Source organism: Mycoplana azooxidifex (assembly GCF_014196765.1).
Taxonomy (GTDB): domain Bacteria; phylum Pseudomonadota; class Alphaproteobacteria; order Rhizobiales; family Rhizobiaceae; genus Mycoplana; species Mycoplana azooxidifex.
Window position 1 is genome coordinate 112,666 of sequence record NZ_JACIEE010000004.1, and the last position, 17,530, is coordinate 130,195.

Annotated in this window: 13 protein-coding genes; 5 read left to right on the top strand and 8 right to left on the bottom strand. The window is 66.7% G+C overall.

Going from position 1 to position 17,530, the window contains the following annotated elements; all coding sequences use genetic code 11:
• The first annotated feature begins 69 nt into the window (after positions 1-69).
• Positions 70-5,820 carry a translocation/assembly module TamB domain-containing protein gene (locus GGQ64_RS09860; protein WP_183802943.1) on the top strand — a complete coding sequence of 1,917 codons (5,751 nt, stop codon included), beginning with the start codon at positions 70-72 and terminating at the stop codon, positions 5,818-5,820.
• A 42-nt stretch (positions 5,821-5,862) separates the two neighbouring features.
• Here GGQ64_RS09860 and GGQ64_RS09865 read toward each other — a convergent pair whose 3' ends face one another.
• Positions 5,863-6,303, bottom strand: coding sequence for an Lrp/AsnC family transcriptional regulator (locus GGQ64_RS09865; RefSeq protein ID WP_183802946.1), 441 nt, complete (start codon positions 6,301-6,303; stop codon positions 5,863-5,865).
• 144 nt (positions 6,304-6,447) lie between these two features.
• Between GGQ64_RS09865 and rocF the strand changes: the two genes are divergently transcribed.
• The 3 genes from rocF (at position 6,448) to GGQ64_RS09880 (ending at position 9,262) form a co-directional block, all read left to right on the top strand.
• The gene (rocF, locus tag GGQ64_RS09870; protein ID WP_183802949.1) at positions 6,448-7,383 is read left to right on the top strand and encodes an arginase; all 936 of its coding nucleotides are present in this window, start codon (positions 6,448-6,450) and stop codon (positions 7,381-7,383) included.
• A 56-nt stretch (positions 7,384-7,439) separates the two neighbouring features.
• Positions 7,440-8,645, top strand: coding sequence for an ornithine--oxo-acid transaminase (rocD, locus tag GGQ64_RS09875; RefSeq protein ID WP_183802952.1), 1,206 nt, complete (start codon positions 7,440-7,442; stop codon positions 8,643-8,645).
• Positions 8,646-8,785: 140 nt separating this feature from the next.
• Positions 8,786-9,262: a chemotaxis protein CheW gene (locus GGQ64_RS09880; RefSeq protein ID WP_183802955.1), complete on the top strand. Its 477-nt coding sequence runs from the start codon at positions 8,786-8,788 to the stop codon at positions 9,260-9,262.
• Positions 9,263-9,367: 105 nt separating this feature from the next.
• Here the strand turns inward: GGQ64_RS09880 and GGQ64_RS09885 are convergent, their stop codons facing one another.
• Entirely contained in the window at positions 9,368-10,243 is an 876-nt protein-coding gene (locus GGQ64_RS09885) for an alpha/beta fold hydrolase (protein ID WP_183802958.1), read from the bottom strand.
• Positions 10,244-10,548: 305 nt separating this feature from the next.
• Between GGQ64_RS09885 and GGQ64_RS09890 the strand changes: the two genes are divergently transcribed.
• A complete protein-coding gene (locus GGQ64_RS09890; RefSeq protein WP_183802961.1) occupies positions 10,549-11,103 on the top strand; it encodes a methyltransferase family protein in 555 nt (184 codons plus the stop codon).
• A 48-nt stretch (positions 11,104-11,151) separates the two neighbouring features.
• Here the strand turns inward: GGQ64_RS09890 and GGQ64_RS09895 are convergent, their stop codons facing one another.
• Genes GGQ64_RS09895 through GGQ64_RS09920 form a run of 6 tightly spaced genes read right to left on the bottom strand, consistent with a single transcriptional unit; the run spans position 11,152 to position 17,475 of the window.
• The gene (locus tag GGQ64_RS09895) at positions 11,152-11,406 is read right to left on the bottom strand and encodes a formate dehydrogenase subunit delta (protein ID WP_183802964.1); all 255 of its coding nucleotides are present in this window, start codon (positions 11,404-11,406) and stop codon (positions 11,152-11,154) included.
• Between the two features lie 11 nt (positions 11,407-11,417).
• Positions 11,418-12,260: a formate dehydrogenase accessory sulfurtransferase FdhD gene (fdhD, locus tag GGQ64_RS09900; protein ID WP_183802967.1), complete on the bottom strand. Its 843-nt coding sequence runs from the start codon at positions 12,258-12,260 to the stop codon at positions 11,418-11,420.
• A gap of 59 nt (positions 12,261-12,319) precedes the next feature.
• Positions 12,320-15,202, bottom strand: coding sequence for a formate dehydrogenase subunit alpha (fdhF, locus tag GGQ64_RS09905; RefSeq protein ID WP_183802971.1), 2,883 nt, complete (start codon positions 15,200-15,202; stop codon positions 12,320-12,322).
• Positions 15,186-15,449 carry a hypothetical protein gene (locus GGQ64_RS09910; RefSeq protein WP_183802974.1) on the bottom strand — a complete coding sequence of 88 codons (264 nt, stop codon included), beginning with the start codon at positions 15,447-15,449 and terminating at the stop codon, positions 15,186-15,188. The genes fdhF and GGQ64_RS09910 overlap by 17 nt, the downstream gene beginning before the upstream one ends.
• Complete coding sequence (locus GGQ64_RS09915) at positions 15,446-17,002, bottom strand: formate dehydrogenase beta subunit (protein ID WP_183802977.1); 1,557 nt, start codon at positions 17,000-17,002, stop codon at positions 15,446-15,448. The genes GGQ64_RS09910 and GGQ64_RS09915 overlap by 4 nt, the downstream gene beginning before the upstream one ends.
• Positions 16,999-17,475 (bottom strand): formate dehydrogenase subunit gamma, encoded by a 477-nt coding sequence (locus tag GGQ64_RS09920; RefSeq protein WP_183802980.1) that lies wholly within the window; start codon positions 17,473-17,475, stop codon positions 16,999-17,001. Before GGQ64_RS09920 ends, GGQ64_RS09915 begins: the two co-directional genes overlap by 4 nt.
• Between the last annotated feature and the right edge of the window lie 55 nt (positions 17,476-17,530).

Below are 17,530 nucleotides of genomic sequence, written 5' to 3' on the forward strand. Positions count from 1 at the left end.
GCCAGGTTCCGGCGCGCATTGGAACGCGACGGATTCCCCTGGCTATCGTTTTGCTTTAGGACGTGAATCATGAGCCGGTTCGTCAAAATCCTGCTGCAGGGGCTTCGTTATCTGGGCTACGTCGTCGCCCTGCTCCTCGTCGTCATCCTCGCAGCGATCGGCTTCGTCGGCTTCACCGATCCGGGCGCGCGGCTCGCAGCCGCCTTCGTCGAGGACGCGACCGCACAGTCGGACACCCGCGTTTCGATTTCCGATCCCTCCGGCCTCCTCACCGGCAGCCTGCGCGCCGGCGCCGTGACGCTGAGCGACCGCGAGGGCGTCTATGCGGAGATCCGCAACCTCGCCGTCGATTGGTCGCCGCTCGATCTCTTCGCCCTGCAGTTCAACGCCGATCGCGTCGCAGCCGAGGCGGTCACCGTCTTGCGCCGCCCGGTTCCGGGTTCCGGAGAGCAGCCCGCCTCCGAAGGCTCCTTCTCGCTGCCGGTCACGGTCTGGGTCGAAAAGCTCGACATTCCCGACATCCACCTCGCCGAAGCGGTCGCCGGCCAGGAGCAACGGCTGCGCCTTGCCGGCAGCGGCGGCTTCGATCGGCAGGGCGTGGCATTGAACGTAGCGGTGACCGAAAAGGACCGGCGCGGCGCCTCTGCGGTGGCCGACCTCGTCTTCAACCCGACCGCGAACGAACTGCGGCTGAAGGCCGACATCACCGAGCCGCCGGGCGGCATGCTCGCCCGCGCGCTCGGCATTCCCGGAGAGCCGGCCGTCGCGCTGAACCTCACCGGCGACGGGCCGCTGTCGCAATGGGCAGGCCGGCTGACCGCAGCCCTCGACGGCAACCAGGTTCTGGCGCTCGACGCCCGCCATGACCTTTCGACCCAAGGGTTGCACACCGTCGCGCTGAAAGGCGGCGGCACCTTCGAGGACCTGCTGCCGCAGCATCTGCGTCCGCTCTTTTCCGGCACCACGGCAATCGACGTGACGGCGGCGACCAACGGCTCCAGCCTTCTCAGGATCGAGCGCGGGCAGGTCTCGACCGGCACGATGACGATGACGGCGTCCGGCGCCCTGCAGACGACCGGCGAGAACGACCTCTCGATCCTGCTCGAAGCAACGGACGGCAATCCGCCGATCCCGATCAGGTGGCCGCTGGCGTCAGGCGAGCTCGCACTCGATCTGCACGGCCTGCAGGTTGTCGCTTCCGGCCCCGCCGAAGGAACGCGGCTCAACGTCAACGTCAACGCCGCCGCCGTCGGCCTGCCGCAGGGGCGGTTCGAAAATGTTCTGCTGACGGCAAGCAGTGCCGATTTCAACGTCTCGACGCGCGCCGGGCACGCGACCGTGACGCTGACCGCCGAGCGCTCGAAGATGACGGACCCGAACATCGACCGTCTCGTCGGCACGCCGATGAAGGTCACGGCGGCGCTGGCCGTTGCTCCCGACCAGTTGACCTTCGAGCCCGCCACCATCGAGAGCACCAGCATCGGCGGCGAGATCACCGGCAGCTACCGGTTTGCCGCCGGCGCCGGCAACGCCGCGTTCAAGCTGTTCGCACTGCCTTCGGTGCTGCCCGAGGCGATGGCGGCAAAGGTGGAGGGCACCATCGGGCTCGACGGCCAGGCTGCGATCGGCCCCGGCGGCGCCGTTTCGCTGTCGCAGCTCCAGCTGCGCTCGAATATCACCGAGGCGTCAGGCAACGTCGATCTGTCGGACGGCGAAGTGCAGGCAAAGCTTGCGGGCCGCCTGATCAATGCCGGCGCCTTCATCGCCGGCGGCAGCGGCGAGATCGCCTTCGACGCGACCGCCAGCGGCCCGCTCGACGCGGCCAATGTCCAGGCAAAGGTCACCTCGCCACAGCTCGCCCTATCGGGGCGCACGCTCGACGATCTTTCGATCGATCTGACCGGCCGCGCCTCCGCCACCGCCCCTGCGGGCGAGTTTGCGCTTGCCGCCTCGATGAACGGCCAGCCGATCGAGCTGCGCTCCAACGTCACCTCCTCGGGTGGCGCAATCTCGGTGCCGACGATCGAGGGGACCGTCGGCAACAACAAGCTGCAGGGCGCGCTCACGCTCGGCGAGAACTTCATGCCGGACGGCACGATCCGCTTCGAGTTCCCCGAACTCGCCACACTTGCCGCACTGGCCGGCCAGAGCGCCACCGGCGACCTCGCCGGCACGCTGACCTTCACCAACACCGACGGCAAGGGCTCGCTGCTCGTCGCAGCCCAGGGCAGCGAGATCCGCCGCGACGCCACGGCCATCCTCGGTCCTGCGCTGGAAGCGACGATCGAGGACCTCTCGGCCATCGCCGTCACTGGCACGCTGCGCGCCAACGTCGCCCGGGTCGGCGAGAACGACCTCGAGGCGCCGGTCGTCAATTTCAACCATTCCGGCAGCCTTACCGGCTTCGACGTCTCCGGCCGCTACGAGAACGCGCCGCTTGTCGTGGAGGGCGACATTGCCCGGCACAATGCGACGACCGTGGTCGCGCTCAAGGCGCTGGACGCCGTGGTCGCCGGCTTCCCGCTGCGGCTGCAGGAAGCGACCTCGATCTCCATCCTCGACGGAAACATTGCCTTCAACAACCTGTCGATCGGCGCCGGCGATGGCGTGATCACGATTTCCGGCGCCGCCAATCCGGCCGGCCGCAGCAGCCTCGCCCTCACGCTGGCGACGACGAACGGCCCGGCGGAATATCGCATTCCGCTCAAGGACGGCGGCACGGCCACCGCCCGCATCCAGGCAGCGCAACTGACGCTCTCCGGCGAACTGAGCGCTGCCGCACTCGCGCTGACGACAACCGTCGCCTCCCTCGAGACGCCGCAGGGATCGGTGACGAATGCCGACATCACCGTCAACAGCGCGGCCTTCGATCTCATCGGCCGCCGCGGCAACCTCAAGGCCGGAATTTCGGCCGCCGCCATGGATCTTGGAAACGCCGACGTCAACCGCCTGCTGCAGGCGCCGCTGAACGTCGCCGCAGATCTCGCCGTCACGCCCGAGCGCATCAGCTTCAGCGATGTCACGCTCACCGGAACCGGCCTGGACGCCCGCGCCGACGGGCATTTCGTCACCGCGGACGCGTCCGCCGCAATGAAGGTCGAGGCGACGGTGGCACCGGCCACGCTTCCCGCCGCCGCGGCCGGTCGCTTCGACACCCCCCTCCACCTGACGGCCGACGTCGTCCGCGGCGGCGATGGCGTCCTCAACGTCCAGTCCTTCGATGTAGCCTCGGGAACGGTCAACGCGGAGGGCACCGCCCGCCTCTCCGGCGAAACCCTCGAGGCCAGCCTTTCCGGCACGCTGCCCGACCTCGGAAAGCTCCTGGCCGATGCCCGTGGGCGGGCAACCTTCACCGCGTCCGCCACCGGTCCCGTCAATGCGCTCGGCGTCAAGGCCGAGCTCCAGTCGAGCGGCGCCGAGCTCACCGGCCGGACGCTCAGCGATCTCGTCGTCACCGTCGACGGCACCGCCGATCGCACGGCACCCTCCGGCAACCTGACGGCGACGGGCGCCATCGGCGGGCAGGCGATCAACGTCAAGACCAGCGTCGCCTCACAGGATGGACGAATCTCGATTCCCGCCATCGACGCCCGTATCGGCGAAAATGTGCTGACCGGCGCGCTGACGCTGGACGACGGCTTCCTTCCCGACGGCAACGTCGAATTTACCCTGCCCGATATCGGCCTGCTCGCGGCCATGGCGGGCCAGCAGGCAAACGGCGACCTCAAGGGCTCGGCGACCATCGACACTGAGAACGGCAAGACCGCGATCAGCCTGCAGGCCACCGGTTCCGGCATCACCCGCGACCAGTTGCGGATCGTCCGGCCGAACATCGACCTGAGGACCGCCGACCTGCGCTCGCTCGCGATCACCGGAAGCGTCCGGGCGGACGCCTTCGCCTCGGGCGCCAACCGCATCGATGCGCTGGCGCTGAACTTCAACCAGCAGGGAACGCGGACGCTCTTCGACCTCGGCGCCCGCTTCGACGGCGCGCCGCTTGCCGTCAAGGGTTCGGTGGAACAGCAGCAGGGCGGCATGGCGATCGCGCTCGACACGTTGCAGGGCACACCGCGCGGCGTAGCGCTCCGCCTCTCCCACCCCGCACGGCTGACGCTGCGCGACGGCACCGTCACCATGAACGACTTCACCATCCAGACCGGAAACGGCAACATCGCCGTCAGCGGCACGGCGGGAGAGAACCTCGGCCTCGCCATCCGCGTCAACGCGGTGCCGGCGAGCCTTGCCAACGTCTTCTCCGCGGGCCTCGGCGCGGAGGGCGCGATCAGCGGCACCGTCAACGTCCGCGGCACGGCGGCGGCACCGCAGGTGGCCTACAACCTCACCTGGAACAACGCGGCCACCAGCCACACCCGCGCAGCCGGCGTCGGCGCGCTGACGATCGCAGCCGACGGCCAGTTCGCCGACAACACCGTGCGGGTGCAGACGCGCCTCTCCGGCCCGAGCGGCCTCGCCTTCCGCGGCGGTGGCACCGCCGGCGTCGCCGGCAACATGCAGCTGGACCTCAGCTTCAACGGCACGCTTCCCTTTGCCCTCGTGCAAAGCCAGCTCGCACAGCAGGGCTTCACCCTCACCGGCAACGCCAATGTCGACCTCAAGGTGACCGGCGCGGCCAGAAGCCCCGCGATCACCGGCACGATCGCCACGTCCGGCAGCCGGCTCGTCGATGTCCGCCGCAACGTGTCCGTCGAGAACCTGACCGCGCGCATCGCGCTGGACGGTCGCCAGGCCGTCATCCAGCAGCTTAGCGGCAATGTGGCGACGGGCGGCCGCATCACGGCGACGGGCTCGATTGGCATCGTCCCCGGCTCGAACTTTCCCGCCGACATCGCCATTCGTCTCGACGACGTGACCTATGTCGACGGCCGGCTGGTCACCGCGAACTTAAACGGTAACGTCACGATCAGGGGCCCACTCCTCGCGGGACCCGTCATCGGCGGCCGGATCGACATCAGCAACGCCAACATCACCATCCCGCAGAAGCTGCCGGCCTCGCTCGCCGAGATCGACATCGAGCACCGCAACGCACCCGCCGACGTCAAGGCCATGGCGGCGGCATTGCGCGCCGACCAGGGCGGCGGCGGCGACGGCGCCAATGCCCGCGGCATCGGCCTCGACCTTGCGATCCATGCGCCGAGCCGCATCTTCGTGCGCGGCCGCGGCATCAATGCCGAACTCGGCGGCAGCCTGACGCTCCGCGGCACGTCGCTTGCGCCGGCCGTCTCCGGCGGCTTCGACCTCAGGCGCGGGCGCATCGAGATCCTCGCCAAGCGGATCGATTTCACCAGCGGCCACATCGGCTTCACCGGCGGGCTCATCCCCACCATCAATTTCGTCGCCACCTCGAGCGCCAACTCGACGACGATCAACATCAACATCGTCGGGCCGGCCAACAATCCCGCCGTGACCTTCACCTCCTCGCCCGCCCTGCCGCAGGACGAGATCTTGGCGCGCCTGATCTTCGGCCGATCCATGAACAACCTGTCCGCCTTCCAGATCGCCCAGCTTGCGGCGGCCGTGGCCGATCTCGCCGGCGGCAGCGGTGGATCGCTCCTCAACAGCCTGCGCAGCAAGCTCGGGATCGACGACCTCGACATCACCACCGATTCAAAAGGCCGCGCGCAGGTCTCGGCCGGCAAGTACCTCAACGACCGGACATATCTGGAACTGAAGCAGGATCCGGAAAGCGGCGGCGGCAAGGCGGCGATCAATCTCGACATCGGCCGGGGCGTCAAGCTGCGCGGCGAGGCCGGCAGCAACGGCGCCGGCGCAGCAGGTATCTTCTACGAGAAGGAATACTGAGCCGGGAGGCCGGAGCCCGCAGAGGCTGGCCGCGCGCTGCCCTTAGCTCAATGCGCTCTTCGTCGTCTTCAGCAGGATATTCGTTTCCGTCGAGTTGATCCCGTCGATCAGGCGGATCTTGTGCAGGGTCTCGTCGAAAGTGCCGAGATCCTTGTCTTCCAGCTCGGCGATGAGATCCCACCGCCCGTTGGTCGAGTGCAGCGCGCGGACCTGCGGCAGACCGCGCAACTGCGCCGCCACCCGATCGGCCATCTTCCCCAGCACCTCGATCAGAACGATGGCGCGCACGCCGCTGCCGCTGAGCTCGCTGCCGGTGCGAATGGTGAAGGCGGCGATCGTTCCGGACTTGACCAGCCGGTCGATGCGGGCGGACACTGTCGCCCGCGATGCCCCGGTCTGGGCCGCGAGCGAGGAAACCGGCGTGCGCGCATTGTGACGAAGCGCGCTGATGAGGCTGTGGTCGAGATCGTCCAGCGTTATCATTTTGCGAAACTCATCTTCTCAAAATGCTCATATTGCCCTTCTATCTGTCAGTTTTTCATCTTTTTGCCAACACGCTAAGAGACAATAATCGCGCAAAATCCGGCGTACCGGAATGCAAGCAAACACGCTCTGCGGGGAAGACTGATGGCGAAAGCAAAGAAAACCATCGCGCTGATCGGTGCACCGATCGAGGAAGGCTCGGGGCGCCGCGGCGCCGCCATGGGCCCGGCGGCACTGCGGATCGCCGGCATCGACACGACGCTCGCCGAGCTCGGCCACACGGTGGTCGACGAGGGCGATCTGAGGCCCCTGCCGGCCCGTGATCTTGCCAACCACCCCCGCGCCAACAATCTCCAGATGGTCGCAGCCTTCGCCCGCGCCCTCGACGCATCCGTCCACGAGGCCGCCCGCGCCGGTCGGCTGCCGCTCATTCTCGGCGGCGACCATGCGCTGTCCATGGGCAGCGTCTCCGGCATGGCCCGCTACGCAGCCGAGATCGGCAAGCCACTGTTCGTCCTCTGGCTGGACGCGCACGCGGATTTCAACTCGCCCGAGACGTCACCCTCCGGCAACATGCACGGCATGCCGGTCGCCTTCTTCTGCGGCGAGGCCGAATTCGCGCCGATCCTGCCGGCGGACCGGCCGATGGTCGATCCGAAGAACGTCTTCCAGGTCGGCATCCGCTCGGTCGACGAGCGCGAGCGCGTGGAGATCGCCGAGCACGGCGTCAACGTCTATGACATGCGCGCCGTCGACGAGACCGGCATGGCGCGCATCATGCACGAGATCATCGACACGGTGCGCCACGCCGACGGCCTGCTGCATGTCAGTTTCGACGTGGACTTCCTCGACCCTGACATCGCACCGGGCGTCGGCACGACGGTCCCCGGCGGCGGAACGTTCCGCGAGGCGCACCTGATCATGGAAATGCTCTGCGACAGCGGCCTCGTCGCCTCGCTCGACCTCGTGGAACTGAACCCGTTCCTCGACGATCGCGGCAAGAGCGCGCGCATCCTCGTCGAACTGACCGCAAGCCTGTTCGGCCGCCGCATCCTGGACCGCCCGACCCGCAGCGCCTGATACCTGGTGCCCGTACTTGGTGCCTGATACGCGGCGCCCGACCTCTGGAGAAGACCATGACCTCGACCACCGCACGCCTGATCGAGACCGAATACCGCCTCGGCGCCCATAATTACAAGCCGCTCGACGTCGTGCTCTCCCGCGGCGAAGGCGTCCATGTCTGGGATGTGGACGGCAATCGCTACCTCGACTGCCTCTCGGCCTACTCCGCCGTCAACCAGGGCCACTGCCATCCGAAGATCCTTGCGGCCATGGTGGAGCAGGCGCAGAAGCTGACGCTGACCTCGCGCGCCTTCCGCAACGACCAGTTGGCGCATTTCTACGAGGAGATCGCGGCACTGACCGGCTCGCACAAGGTGCTGCCGATGAACTCCGGCGCCGAGGCCGTGGAGACGGCCATCAAGGCCGTGCGCAAATGGGGTTACGAGGTCAAGGGCGTCGAGCGCGACAAGGCCGAGATCATCGTCTGCGACAACAACTTCCACGGCCGCACCATGGGCATCGTCGGCTTTTCGACCGATCCCGACGCCCGCGAGGGCTTCGGACCGTTCGCCCCGGGCTTCCGGCACGTGCCCTTCGGCGATATCGACGCCTTCCGTGCCGCGATCACCGAAAACACCGTGGCCTTCCTGATCGAGCCGATCCAGGGCGAGGCCGGCGTCCTCATTCCGCCGGTCGGCTATTTCGCTGGCGTTCGCGAACTCTGCACGAGCCACGGCATCACGCTCATCCTCGACGAGATCCAGACCGGCCTCGGCCGCACCGGCAGGATCTTGGCGGAAGAGCACGAGGGGATCGAGGCGGACGTCACGCTGGTCGGCAAGGCTCTGTCGGGCGGCTTCTACCCGGTCTCCGCAGTGCTCTCCAACACCGAGGTTCTCGGCGTGCTGAAGCCCGGCCAGCACGGCTCGACCTTCGGCGGCAATCCGCTGGCCTGCGCGATCGCCCGCGCAGCACTGCGCGTGCTGACCGAAGAGGACATGATCGGCAATTCGGCCCACATGGGCGAGCGCTTCCAGAAGGGGCTGAGCGAAATCCGCTCCAACATCGTCAAGGAAGTTCGTGGGCGCGGCCTGATGCTGGCGGTCGAGCTCGATCCGGCGGCCGGTGGCGCGCGCAAGTATTGCGAGGCCCTGAAGGAGCGCGGCATCCTTGCCAAGGATACCCATGGCGACACGATCCGCATCGCTCCGCCGCTCGTGATCACCGCCGATCAGGTCGACTGGGCCCTCGAGCAATTCGAGGCCGTGCTACGCGACTAGGATCACGGTCCCGGTTGCCGTTCGTGTCGGCCGCCCTTTCGTCATGCGCTGGCTACGGCGGATTGAGCAATCCTTAACCTCGCCCCGGCTATCCTCGCCTCCAGGTATTGGACCGCGACGAAGAACTGGGGCGACAACAGATGACGACTTTCAAGACGGCCGGCTTTGACGGCGAAACACTGGAGATCATTGCCTTTCGGCTGCACGAGCAGGAATTCTGCGTGAAGACGACGACGATCCGCGAAATTCGCGGCTGGGCGCCGTCCACGCCGATCCCGCATTCGCCGGCCGAGGTGATCGGCGTGATGAACCTGCGCGGAACGGTGATCCCGATCATCGACCTGGCTCACAAGCTCGGCATGCGCTCGACCGAGGCCAACGAGCGCAGCGCCATCGTCGTAGCCGAGGTCCACAGCATGGTCGTCGGCCTCGTCGTCGACCGCGTCTCCGATATCCTGACCATCCGCGGCGACCAGATCCAGCCGGTTCCGGAAGTCACGACCTCCTTCGACAAGGTCTATGCGGAAGGCATCATCGCCCAGGAGAACGGCATGATCTGCTTCCTCAACCTCTCGCGCATGTTCAAGGAACGCGAGATCGAGGACATCGCGGCCTGATCCCGACCTCGACAGAAATTTGAACGACTATTCATTCGGCCGGTCGAAAGACCGGCCGTCATCGTTTTCAGCAGACAGAATATCCGTCCGAAGATGCGGGCGTGCTCAGGCCCGGGCGCGCGCGGTTACGCGACGCACGTGCGCCTGCCATGCCGAGGCGGTTTCGGCAGCGACCGTCTCGACGAAGTGATCGAGCGCCGGGTTGAACAGTTCGGGCCGCTCCCAGAACGGCGCGTGGCCGGCGCCGATGACGACGGTCGGCTCGTCGCCGTACTGGTGCGGAATATGGATTCCCATGAGATAGCCGAGGCGCACGAAGGGATCGTCTGCGCCGTTCAGGAGGGCGATCGGGATCGTGGCCCCCTCGACTGCCCTGCGCTGGTCGGCGCCGTCGCCCCGCGCCAGGCTCTGCCCGAAGTTCGAGCGTACCAGGCCGTCCGTGCGCAGCACAAGGTCCTGGAAGGGCGCAGGTTCCTGCGCACCGAAGCTGAGGCAGGAGAACCGCGCCGCATCGCGCGCCGTGAAGGTGTGCTTCGTCGTCAGAAGCAGATCGAACGACGGATGGAATGCGCGCAGCATGCCGATGAAACCGCGCGAAATCGGCGGCGCGCCGCTCAGCATGAGGCCGCGAATGCGCGTGCTGCGGCTCATCCATTCTATCGCCGCATGACCGCCCAGCGACCAGCCGTAGACGGCGAGCCGCTTCAGGTCGAGCCGCTCGGCAAACTCTTCCAGGCAGTCGGCGAAGCCCGATACCGTATAGGTGACGTTCGGCTGCGGCGCATTATCCGATTCGCCGTGTCCCGGCAGGTCGAGCGCGATCAGGCGCCAGCGCCTTGCCAGTTCGCTGTCGAACTGGCGCTCGAACACGCGCCGCGAAAAGCTGGAGCCGTGGATCAACAGGACGGGAAAGCCCGAGCCGCCTGTATCGCTGTAGCGGATGGCGCCGTGACGGGTCGCGATCGTTTGACTGTCGAACATCGTCTTCCATTTCCGCAGGGCATTGATCGGCATGTTCGCAACAATCGCCTTTGGCAGGCTACGCCCAGATGGTTAACGAACATTGAAGGGCGGCAGGCAGCCGGATCGCAATCACAAGGTGCGGAAACGTTCCAAGCTGCATTGCGACATCTCATAGCTCTCGCTATGGTTTGGCTCCGTATTAGAGCACCGTATCCGGCGAGCCGGCAACGTGCTTGGGGTGAGTTGGGCTTGCGTCTTCCGATACCGCGGTGCGGTCTCGGGGAGTTGCATTTTGGGGGAGCCGGCGCGAAGCCGGCAGGAGAATGGAAACAGCACTGGATATTGCCGTCACCTGTGTGAGCGTTGTCGTCGTCGGTTTCTACAGCTGGTCGCTACGTGCGCACTTCTCGTCACCGCAGGTGCCATCCGGCTTCAAGGTCATTTCCGCCTTCGTCACCGCGACGACGCTCTATTTCCTTTACCTGGTCTGGAGCGTCACGCAGCCCGTGAGTGCGCAGATCATTGGTCTCGGCCTGGAAATCGTCGCAGCCGCCATGTTCTGGTGGGCGATCGCCGCATCGCGCCGGGCGCGGCTGCGCTTCGCCTTCGACCCCGACAATCCCGATAGCCTCGTCACCACAGGCCCCTATCGCTACGTGCGCCACCCGTTCTACACGTCCTACATCGTCTTCTGGGCGGGCTGGGCGATCGCCACCTGGACGGCCTGGTCGATCCTGCCCGTGATCGCCTTCATCGTGATCTACGTGGTCGCGGCAAAGGGAGAAGAAAAGAAATTCGCCTCCACGCCGCTCGCGGCGGAGTATGACGCCTACCGCCGCCGTACCGGCTTCCTCGTTCCGAAGCTCATCTCCGCCTGAGACACAGCAAAGAGCCGCCGGAGCGAAACTAAAAGATCGCGACCTGCTTTAGACGCCCGGTTGCTGCGTTGCCAGACCTTCGGCCGGCGGGCGCCTGACCAAGGGGGCCGCCTCCAGCACCAGCGGGTCCAGTCCCGCACCGCCGCGATTGTCGACGATGTCGAAGAATTGCCGGCGCATGCGCGGCTCCCAGTACTTGTTGATGTGAGTAGCAACCCCCATCGGCCCATCCGCCGGCGGCTGCGAATGAAAGAAGGTGGCGATCTGGTTGGCCATCCGGACCAGCTTTGCATCGTTCGACATCAGCGTGTTTCCTACCCGTTTCTGGCGCATCGCACGGCATCGTCCGACGCCGGCAGGACGCGCCCGGCGCCCGTGAAAATCTCGAACTCGTCGCCGCGCACCAGCGCGATCAGCGTCATGCCCGCCTCCTCAGCGGTGCGGATGGCAAGCGCGGTCGGCGCCGAAATAGCGATGATGAAGGGGCTGCCGGTGACCGCCGTCTTCTGCACCATCTCGACCGAGACCCGGCTCGTGACGACCACGGCCCCCGCCTCCCCGCGATAGCCTGCCCTTGCGGCAGCACCCACGAGCTTGTCCAGCGCGTTGTGCCGCCCCACGTCCTCGCGCACCGCGATCAGCCCCTTGCCGGGCACGAAGAACCCTGCACCATGGACGGCCCGCGTCTCGATGTGCAGCGGCTGCAGCCCATTCAGGAGCCGCACCGCTTCGGAAACCTGGTCCTCCGTCAGCGTCAGGCCCGATCCGCCGACTGACGGCGTGACCCGCACGGCCTGCTCGATCGATTCGATGCCGCAAAGCCCGCATCCGACCGGCCCCGCCATGTGGCGGCGGCGCGACGTCAACGCCTCGCTCTGCGCGTCGGCAAGGCGGATCTGCAGGTCGATTCCCTTTTCCTCTTCCACGACGTCGATCAACTCGATCTCGGCGGCGTCGCGGACGATCCCCTCCGTCAGGCTGAAGCCGACGGCAAAATCCTGAAGGTTGGCAGGCGTCGCCATCATCACGGCATGCGTCGAGCCGTGATAGGTAAAGGCGACCGGCACTTCCTCGGGCACGATCCGCTCGCCCGCCGCAAGCCTGCCGGCGCGGCGCGCAAGTTCGGGGACCGTCTTCGTCGTGTTGAAGCTGCTCATCGGGCCTTGGCGTCCGACAAGACACCCCCCTCTGCCACACCGGCCATCGTCGCCAACTCCTACTCCGCCGCCTCCAGCTTGCCGGCGATCCGGCGCGAGCGGCGCGCCTGTTCGTCATATTCGACCTGCCAGTCCGAAGGCCCGTTGGAGGGCGAAACCTGGACGGCCGTGACCTTGTACTCCGGGCAGTTGGTCGCCCAGTCGGAAAAGTCGGTCGTGATCACGTTCGCCTGCGTATCCGGGTGATGGAAGGTCGTATAGACTACGCCCGGCGATACGCGATCGGTGATCAGCGCGTGCAGCGTCGTTTCGCCCGCGCGGCTGGCAAGCCGCACCCAGTCGCCGTCGTGGATGCCGCGGTTCTCCGCGTCGTGCGGATGGATCTCCAGCCGGTCCTCCTCGTGCCAGACGACGTTGTCGGTCCGCCGCGTCTGCGCACCGACATTGTACTGGCTGAGGATGCGGCCGGTCGTGAGCAGAAGCGGGAAGCGCGGGCCGGTCTTCTCGTCGGTCGCGACATACTCAGTGCGGATGAACTTGCCCTTGCCGCGCACGAAGCCGTCGACATGCATGATCGGCGAGCCTTGCGGGTGCTTCTCGTTGCAGGGCCACTGCACCGAACCCAGCTTGTCAAGGTAGTCGTAGGAGACGAGCGCGAAGCTCGGCGTGGTCGCTGCGATCTCGTCCATGATCTCGGAGGGATGGCGGTAGTTCCAGGCGAGCCCCATGGCCTGCGCCAGCTTCTGCGTCACCTCCCAGTCGGCAAGGCCGTTCTTCGGCGTCATCACCCGGCGCACGCGGTTGATCCGGCGCTCGGCATTGGTGAAGGTGCCGTCCTTTTCCAGGAAGGTGGAGCCCGGCAGGAAGACATGCGCGTAGTTCGCCGTCTCGTTCAGGAACAGGTCCTGCACGACGACGCATTCCATCGCGGCGAGGCCCGCCGAGACGTGCTTCGTATCGGGGTCGGACTGCAGGATGTCCTCGCCCTGGATGTAGAGGGCCTTGAACGAGCCCTCGACGGCCGCATCCAGCATGTTGGGGATGCGCAGGCCCGGCTCGTTGTTCAGTTCCACGCCCCAGAGCTTCTCGAAGATCTCGCGGGTCGCGTCGTCGGAGATGTGGCGGTAGCCCGGAAGTTCGTGCGGGAAGGAGCCCATGTCGCAGGAGCCCTGCACGTTGTTCTGCCCGCGCAGCGGGTTCACGCCGACGCCGGGGCGGCCGATATTGCCGGTCGCCATGGCGAGGTTGGCGATCGCCATGACGGTGGTCGAGCCCTGGCTGTGCTCGGTGACGCCGAGCCCGTAGTAGATCGATCCGTTGCCGCCCTTGGCAAACAGCCGCGCCGCACCGCGGACGAGCTCGGCCGGAACACCGGTGAGCGCCTCGACGGCTTCCGGGCTGTGCCGGTCCTCGGAAACGAAACCCGCCCAGTCCTCGAATTCCGACCAGTCGCAGCGCTCGCGGATGAATTTCTCGTCGAAGAGCCCCTCGGTGACAATCACATGGGAAAGCGCCGTGACGACGGCGACGTTCGTGCCGGGCCTGAGCGGCAGGTGATAGCTCGCCTCGACATGCGGCCCCTTGACGAGGTCGATGCGGCGCGGGTCGATGACGATCAGCTTGGCACCCTGCCGCAGCCGTTTCTTCAGCCGCGAGGCGAAGACCGGATGGCCATCGGTCGGATTGGCGCCGATGACGATGACGACGTCGGTCTCCTCGACCGAATCGAAATTCTGCGTTCCCGCCGAGGTACCGAAGGTCTGGCCGAGACCGTAGCCGGTCGGCGAATGACAGACGCGGGCGCAGGTGTCGACGTTGTTGTTGCCGAAGCCGGCGCGCACCAGCTTCTGGACGAGATAGGTCTCCTCGTTGGTGCAGCGCGACGAGGTGATGCCGCCGACCGAATCGCGGCCGTACTGGTACTGGATGCGGCGGAACTCGCTCGCCACGTGCGCGAACGCCTCCTCCCAGCTGACCTCGCGCCACGGATCGGAGACCTTCTCACGAATCATCGGATTGAGGATGCGGTCGCGGTGGGTCGAATAGCCATAGGCGAAGCGGCCCTTGACGCAGGAGTGGCCGCGATTGGCCTGACCGTCCTTCCACGGCACCATGCGCACGAGTTCCTCGCCACGCATCTCCGCCTTGAACGAGCAGCCGACGCCGCAATAGGCGCAGGTGGTGACGACCGAATGTTCCGGCTGGCCGATCGCGATCACCGACTTCTCCGTCAGCGTCGCCGTCGGGCAGGCCTGCACGCAGGCGCCGCAGGAGACGCATTCGGACGAGACGAAATCCTGATGTTGCATGCCGGCAGAGACTCGGCTGTCGAAACCGCGGCCCTCGATCGTCAGCGCGAAGGTCCCCTGCACTTCCTCGCAGGCGCGAACGCAGCGCGAGCAGACGATGCACTTGGAGGAATCGAAAGTGAAATAGGGGTTGGATTCGTCCTTTGGCTGCCACTTGATGTTGATGGCGCCGTCGTTGCGGGCGCGCACGTGGTTCTCGCCCTCATAGCCGTAACGCACGTCGCGCAGGCCCACGGCTCCCGCCATGTCCTGCAGTTCGCAATCGCCATTGGCAGCACAGGTCAGGCAGTCCAGCGGGTGGTCGGAGATGTAGAGTTCCATCACCCCGCGGCGCACGTCCTTCAGCCGCGGCGTCTGGGTCGAGACCACGAGCCCGGGCGCCACAGGCGTGGTGCAGGATGCCGGCATGCCGCCGCGCCCCTGAATCTCGACGAGACAGAGCCGGCAGGATCCGAAGGCATCCACCATGTCAGTGGCGCAGAGCTTCGGGATCTCGATGCCGGCTTCCATGGACGCGCGCATGATCGACGTGCCCTCCGGCACGGTGACCTCGTTGCCGTCGATCGTCAGCGTCACCATCTTTTCCGATTTCGAGGCCGGCGTGCCGAAGTCGATTTCACGAATGAGGGACATGGCGTGCCTCCTGTATGGCAATGGAATTGAATCGCCCGCCGTCGAGCAAGCTACCCCCCTCTGGCCTGCCGGCCATCTCCCCCTCAAGGGGGGAGATCACAAGCGGAGGGGCGCCTGCATCAATGGCAGCGACGCGCTGATTAATGCGTTCGACGATATGCGGTGCACGCACGCCCAGCCGATCTCCCCCCTTGAGGGGGAGATGGCCGGCAGGCCAGAGGGGGGTGAACTTGAGCAGGCTGGTCATTCCGCAGCCTCCACCCTCGGTGCCGGGGAAAAATCCTCCGGGAAATGCGTCATCGCGCTCATCACCGGATAGGGAGTGAAGCCGCCGAGTGCGCAGAGCGAGCCGAATTTCATCGTGTTGCAGAGGTCGGCGAGCAGCGCGCGGTTCTGCTCCGGCTCGATGCCCTCAGCGATCCTGTCGGCCACCTCGACCCCGCGGATTGAGCCGATGCGGCAGGGCGTGCACTTGCCGCAGCTTTCGATGGCGCAGAACTCCATGGCGAAGCGGGCCTGGTGCAGCATGTCGACCGTGTCGTCGAAGACGACGATGCCGGCGTGGCCGATCAGCCCGTCCTTCGCGGCGAAGCTCTCGTAGTCGAACGGCGTGTCGAACAGCGCGCGTGGGAAGTAGGCGCCGAGCGGGCCACCGACCTGCACCGCCTTGACCGGTCGCCCCGTTGCCGTGCCGCCGGCAATGTGATCGACGATCTCGCCGAGCGAGAGGCCGAAGGCGGTCTCGTAGAGCCCGCCATGCCGGACGTTCCCGGCGATCTGGATCGGGATCGTGCCGCGCGAGCGGCCCATGCCGAAGTCGCGGTAGAAGGCTGCGCCGCGGTCGAGGATGATCGGTACGGACGCGAGCGAGATGACGTTGTTGATCACAGTGGGACAGTCGAACAGGCCCTTGTGCGCCGGCAGCGGCGGCTTGGCGCGGACGATGCCGCGCTTGCCCTCGAGGCTGTTGAGCAGCGCCGTCTCCTCGCCGCAGACATAGGCGCCGGCGCCGACGCGCACCTCCATGTCGAACGCGCGCCCCGAGCCCAGCACCGACGGACCGAGCACGCCTTCGCGCCGCGCGATCTCGATCGCCTCGCTCATGGCGGCGATCGCGTGCGGATATTCGGAGCGGGTGTAGATGAAGCCCTTCGTGGCGCCGGTCGCAAGCCCCGCGATCGCCATGCCCTCGATCAGCACGAAGGGATCGCCCTCCATGATCATCCGGTCGGCAAAGGTGCCGCTGTCGCCCTCGTCGGCATTGCAGACGATGTATTTCTGCGGGCCGGTGGCGTCGAGCACGGTCTTCCACTTGATGCCGGTCGGAAAACCGGCGCCGCCGCGGCCGCGCAGGCCGCTGTCGGTGACCTCAGTGACGATGTCGGCCGGCGCCATCGCGATCGCTTTCTCAAGGCCTGTCAGGCCGCGGAATCGCCGATAATCGTCAAGCGAAAGCGGATCGACGATGCCGCAGCGGGCAAAGGTCAGCCGCGTCTGCTGCTTCAGGAACGGAATGTCCTTCGTCGCCCCGTGACAGAGCGGATGGTCGCCGCCCTCCAGGAAGCCGGCCGCAAACAGCGCGGCCACGTCGCCCGCCTTCACCGGCCCATAGGCGATGCGCTCGTGATCGACCACCACCTCGACCAGCGGCTCGAGCCAGTGCATGCCGCGCGAACCGTTGCGCACGATCGAAACGGCCAGGCCCCGTGCCGCCGCCTCCCGCTCGATCGCGGCCGCGACCCGGTCGGCGCCAAGCGCCAGGGCCGCCGCGTCCTTCGGAACGTAGATCGTCACCGTCATCGGCGTGCCTCCCGGACCAGTTCGGCGGCCGCCGCAGCGTCGAGACGGCCATGGACCTCGCCGTCCAGCATCGCGCTCGGTGCGCACGAACAGAGCCCAAGACAGTAGACCGGCTCCAACGTCACCGCGCCGTCGAGCGTCGTCTGGTGGAAATCGATGCCGAGCAGCGCCTTGACGCGGGCGGCGACAGCATCCGCGCCCATCGACTGGCAGGCCTCGGCGCGACAGAGCTTCAGCACATGCCGTCCGGTCGGGTGGTCGCGGAAATCATGGTAGAAGGTGACGACGCCATGCACCTCGGCGCGCGACAGGTTCAACTCCCGCGCGATCACCGGCAGGCAGTCCTGCGGCACAAAACCGAACTCGGCCTGGATCTCGTGCAGGATCGGCAGCAGCGGCCCTTCGGTTCCCTTCATCGCCGTGACGATCGCAAGGGTCCTCGCCGCCACGTCACCGGAAACATGCAGGTTCATGCGCAATCCTCCCGAACGGTGCCGGCACATCTTGTCTTGAGACGAATGCCTGCCC

Coding starts and splice junctions, on each gene's coding strand:
- GGQ64_RS09860 (WP_183802943.1), top strand. CDS start 70: ATGAGCCGGTTCGTCAAAATCCTGCTGCAGGGGCTTCGTTATCTGGGC.
- GGQ64_RS09865 (WP_183802946.1), bottom strand. CDS start 6,303: ATGATAACGCTGGACGATCTCGACCACAGCCTCATCAGCGCGCTTCGT.
- rocF (WP_183802949.1), top strand. CDS start 6,448: ATGGCGAAAGCAAAGAAAACCATCGCGCTGATCGGTGCACCGATCGAG.
- rocD (WP_183802952.1), top strand. CDS start 7,440: ATGACCTCGACCACCGCACGCCTGATCGAGACCGAATACCGCCTCGGC.
- GGQ64_RS09880 (WP_183802955.1), top strand. CDS start 8,786: ATGACGACTTTCAAGACGGCCGGCTTTGACGGCGAAACACTGGAGATC.
- GGQ64_RS09885 (WP_183802958.1), bottom strand. CDS start 10,243: ATGTTCGACAGTCAAACGATCGCGACCCGTCACGGCGCCATCCGCTAC.
- GGQ64_RS09890 (WP_183802961.1), top strand. CDS start 10,549: ATGGAAACAGCACTGGATATTGCCGTCACCTGTGTGAGCGTTGTCGTC.
- GGQ64_RS09895 (WP_183802964.1), bottom strand. CDS start 11,406: ATGTCGAACGATGCAAAGCTGGTCCGGATGGCCAACCAGATCGCCACC.
- fdhD (WP_183802967.1), bottom strand. CDS start 12,260: ATGAGCAGCTTCAACACGACGAAGACGGTCCCCGAACTTGCGCGCCGC.
- fdhF (WP_183802971.1), bottom strand. CDS start 15,202: ATGTCCCTCATTCGTGAAATCGACTTCGGCACGCCGGCCTCGAAATCG.
- GGQ64_RS09910 (WP_183802974.1), bottom strand. CDS start 15,449: ATGACCAGCCTGCTCAAGTTCACCCCCCTCTGGCCTGCCGGCCATCTC.
- GGQ64_RS09915 (WP_183802977.1), bottom strand. CDS start 17,002: ATGACGGTGACGATCTACGTTCCGAAGGACGCGGCGGCCCTGGCGCTT.
- GGQ64_RS09920 (WP_183802980.1), bottom strand. CDS start 17,475: ATGAACCTGCATGTTTCCGGTGACGTGGCGGCGAGGACCCTTGCGATC.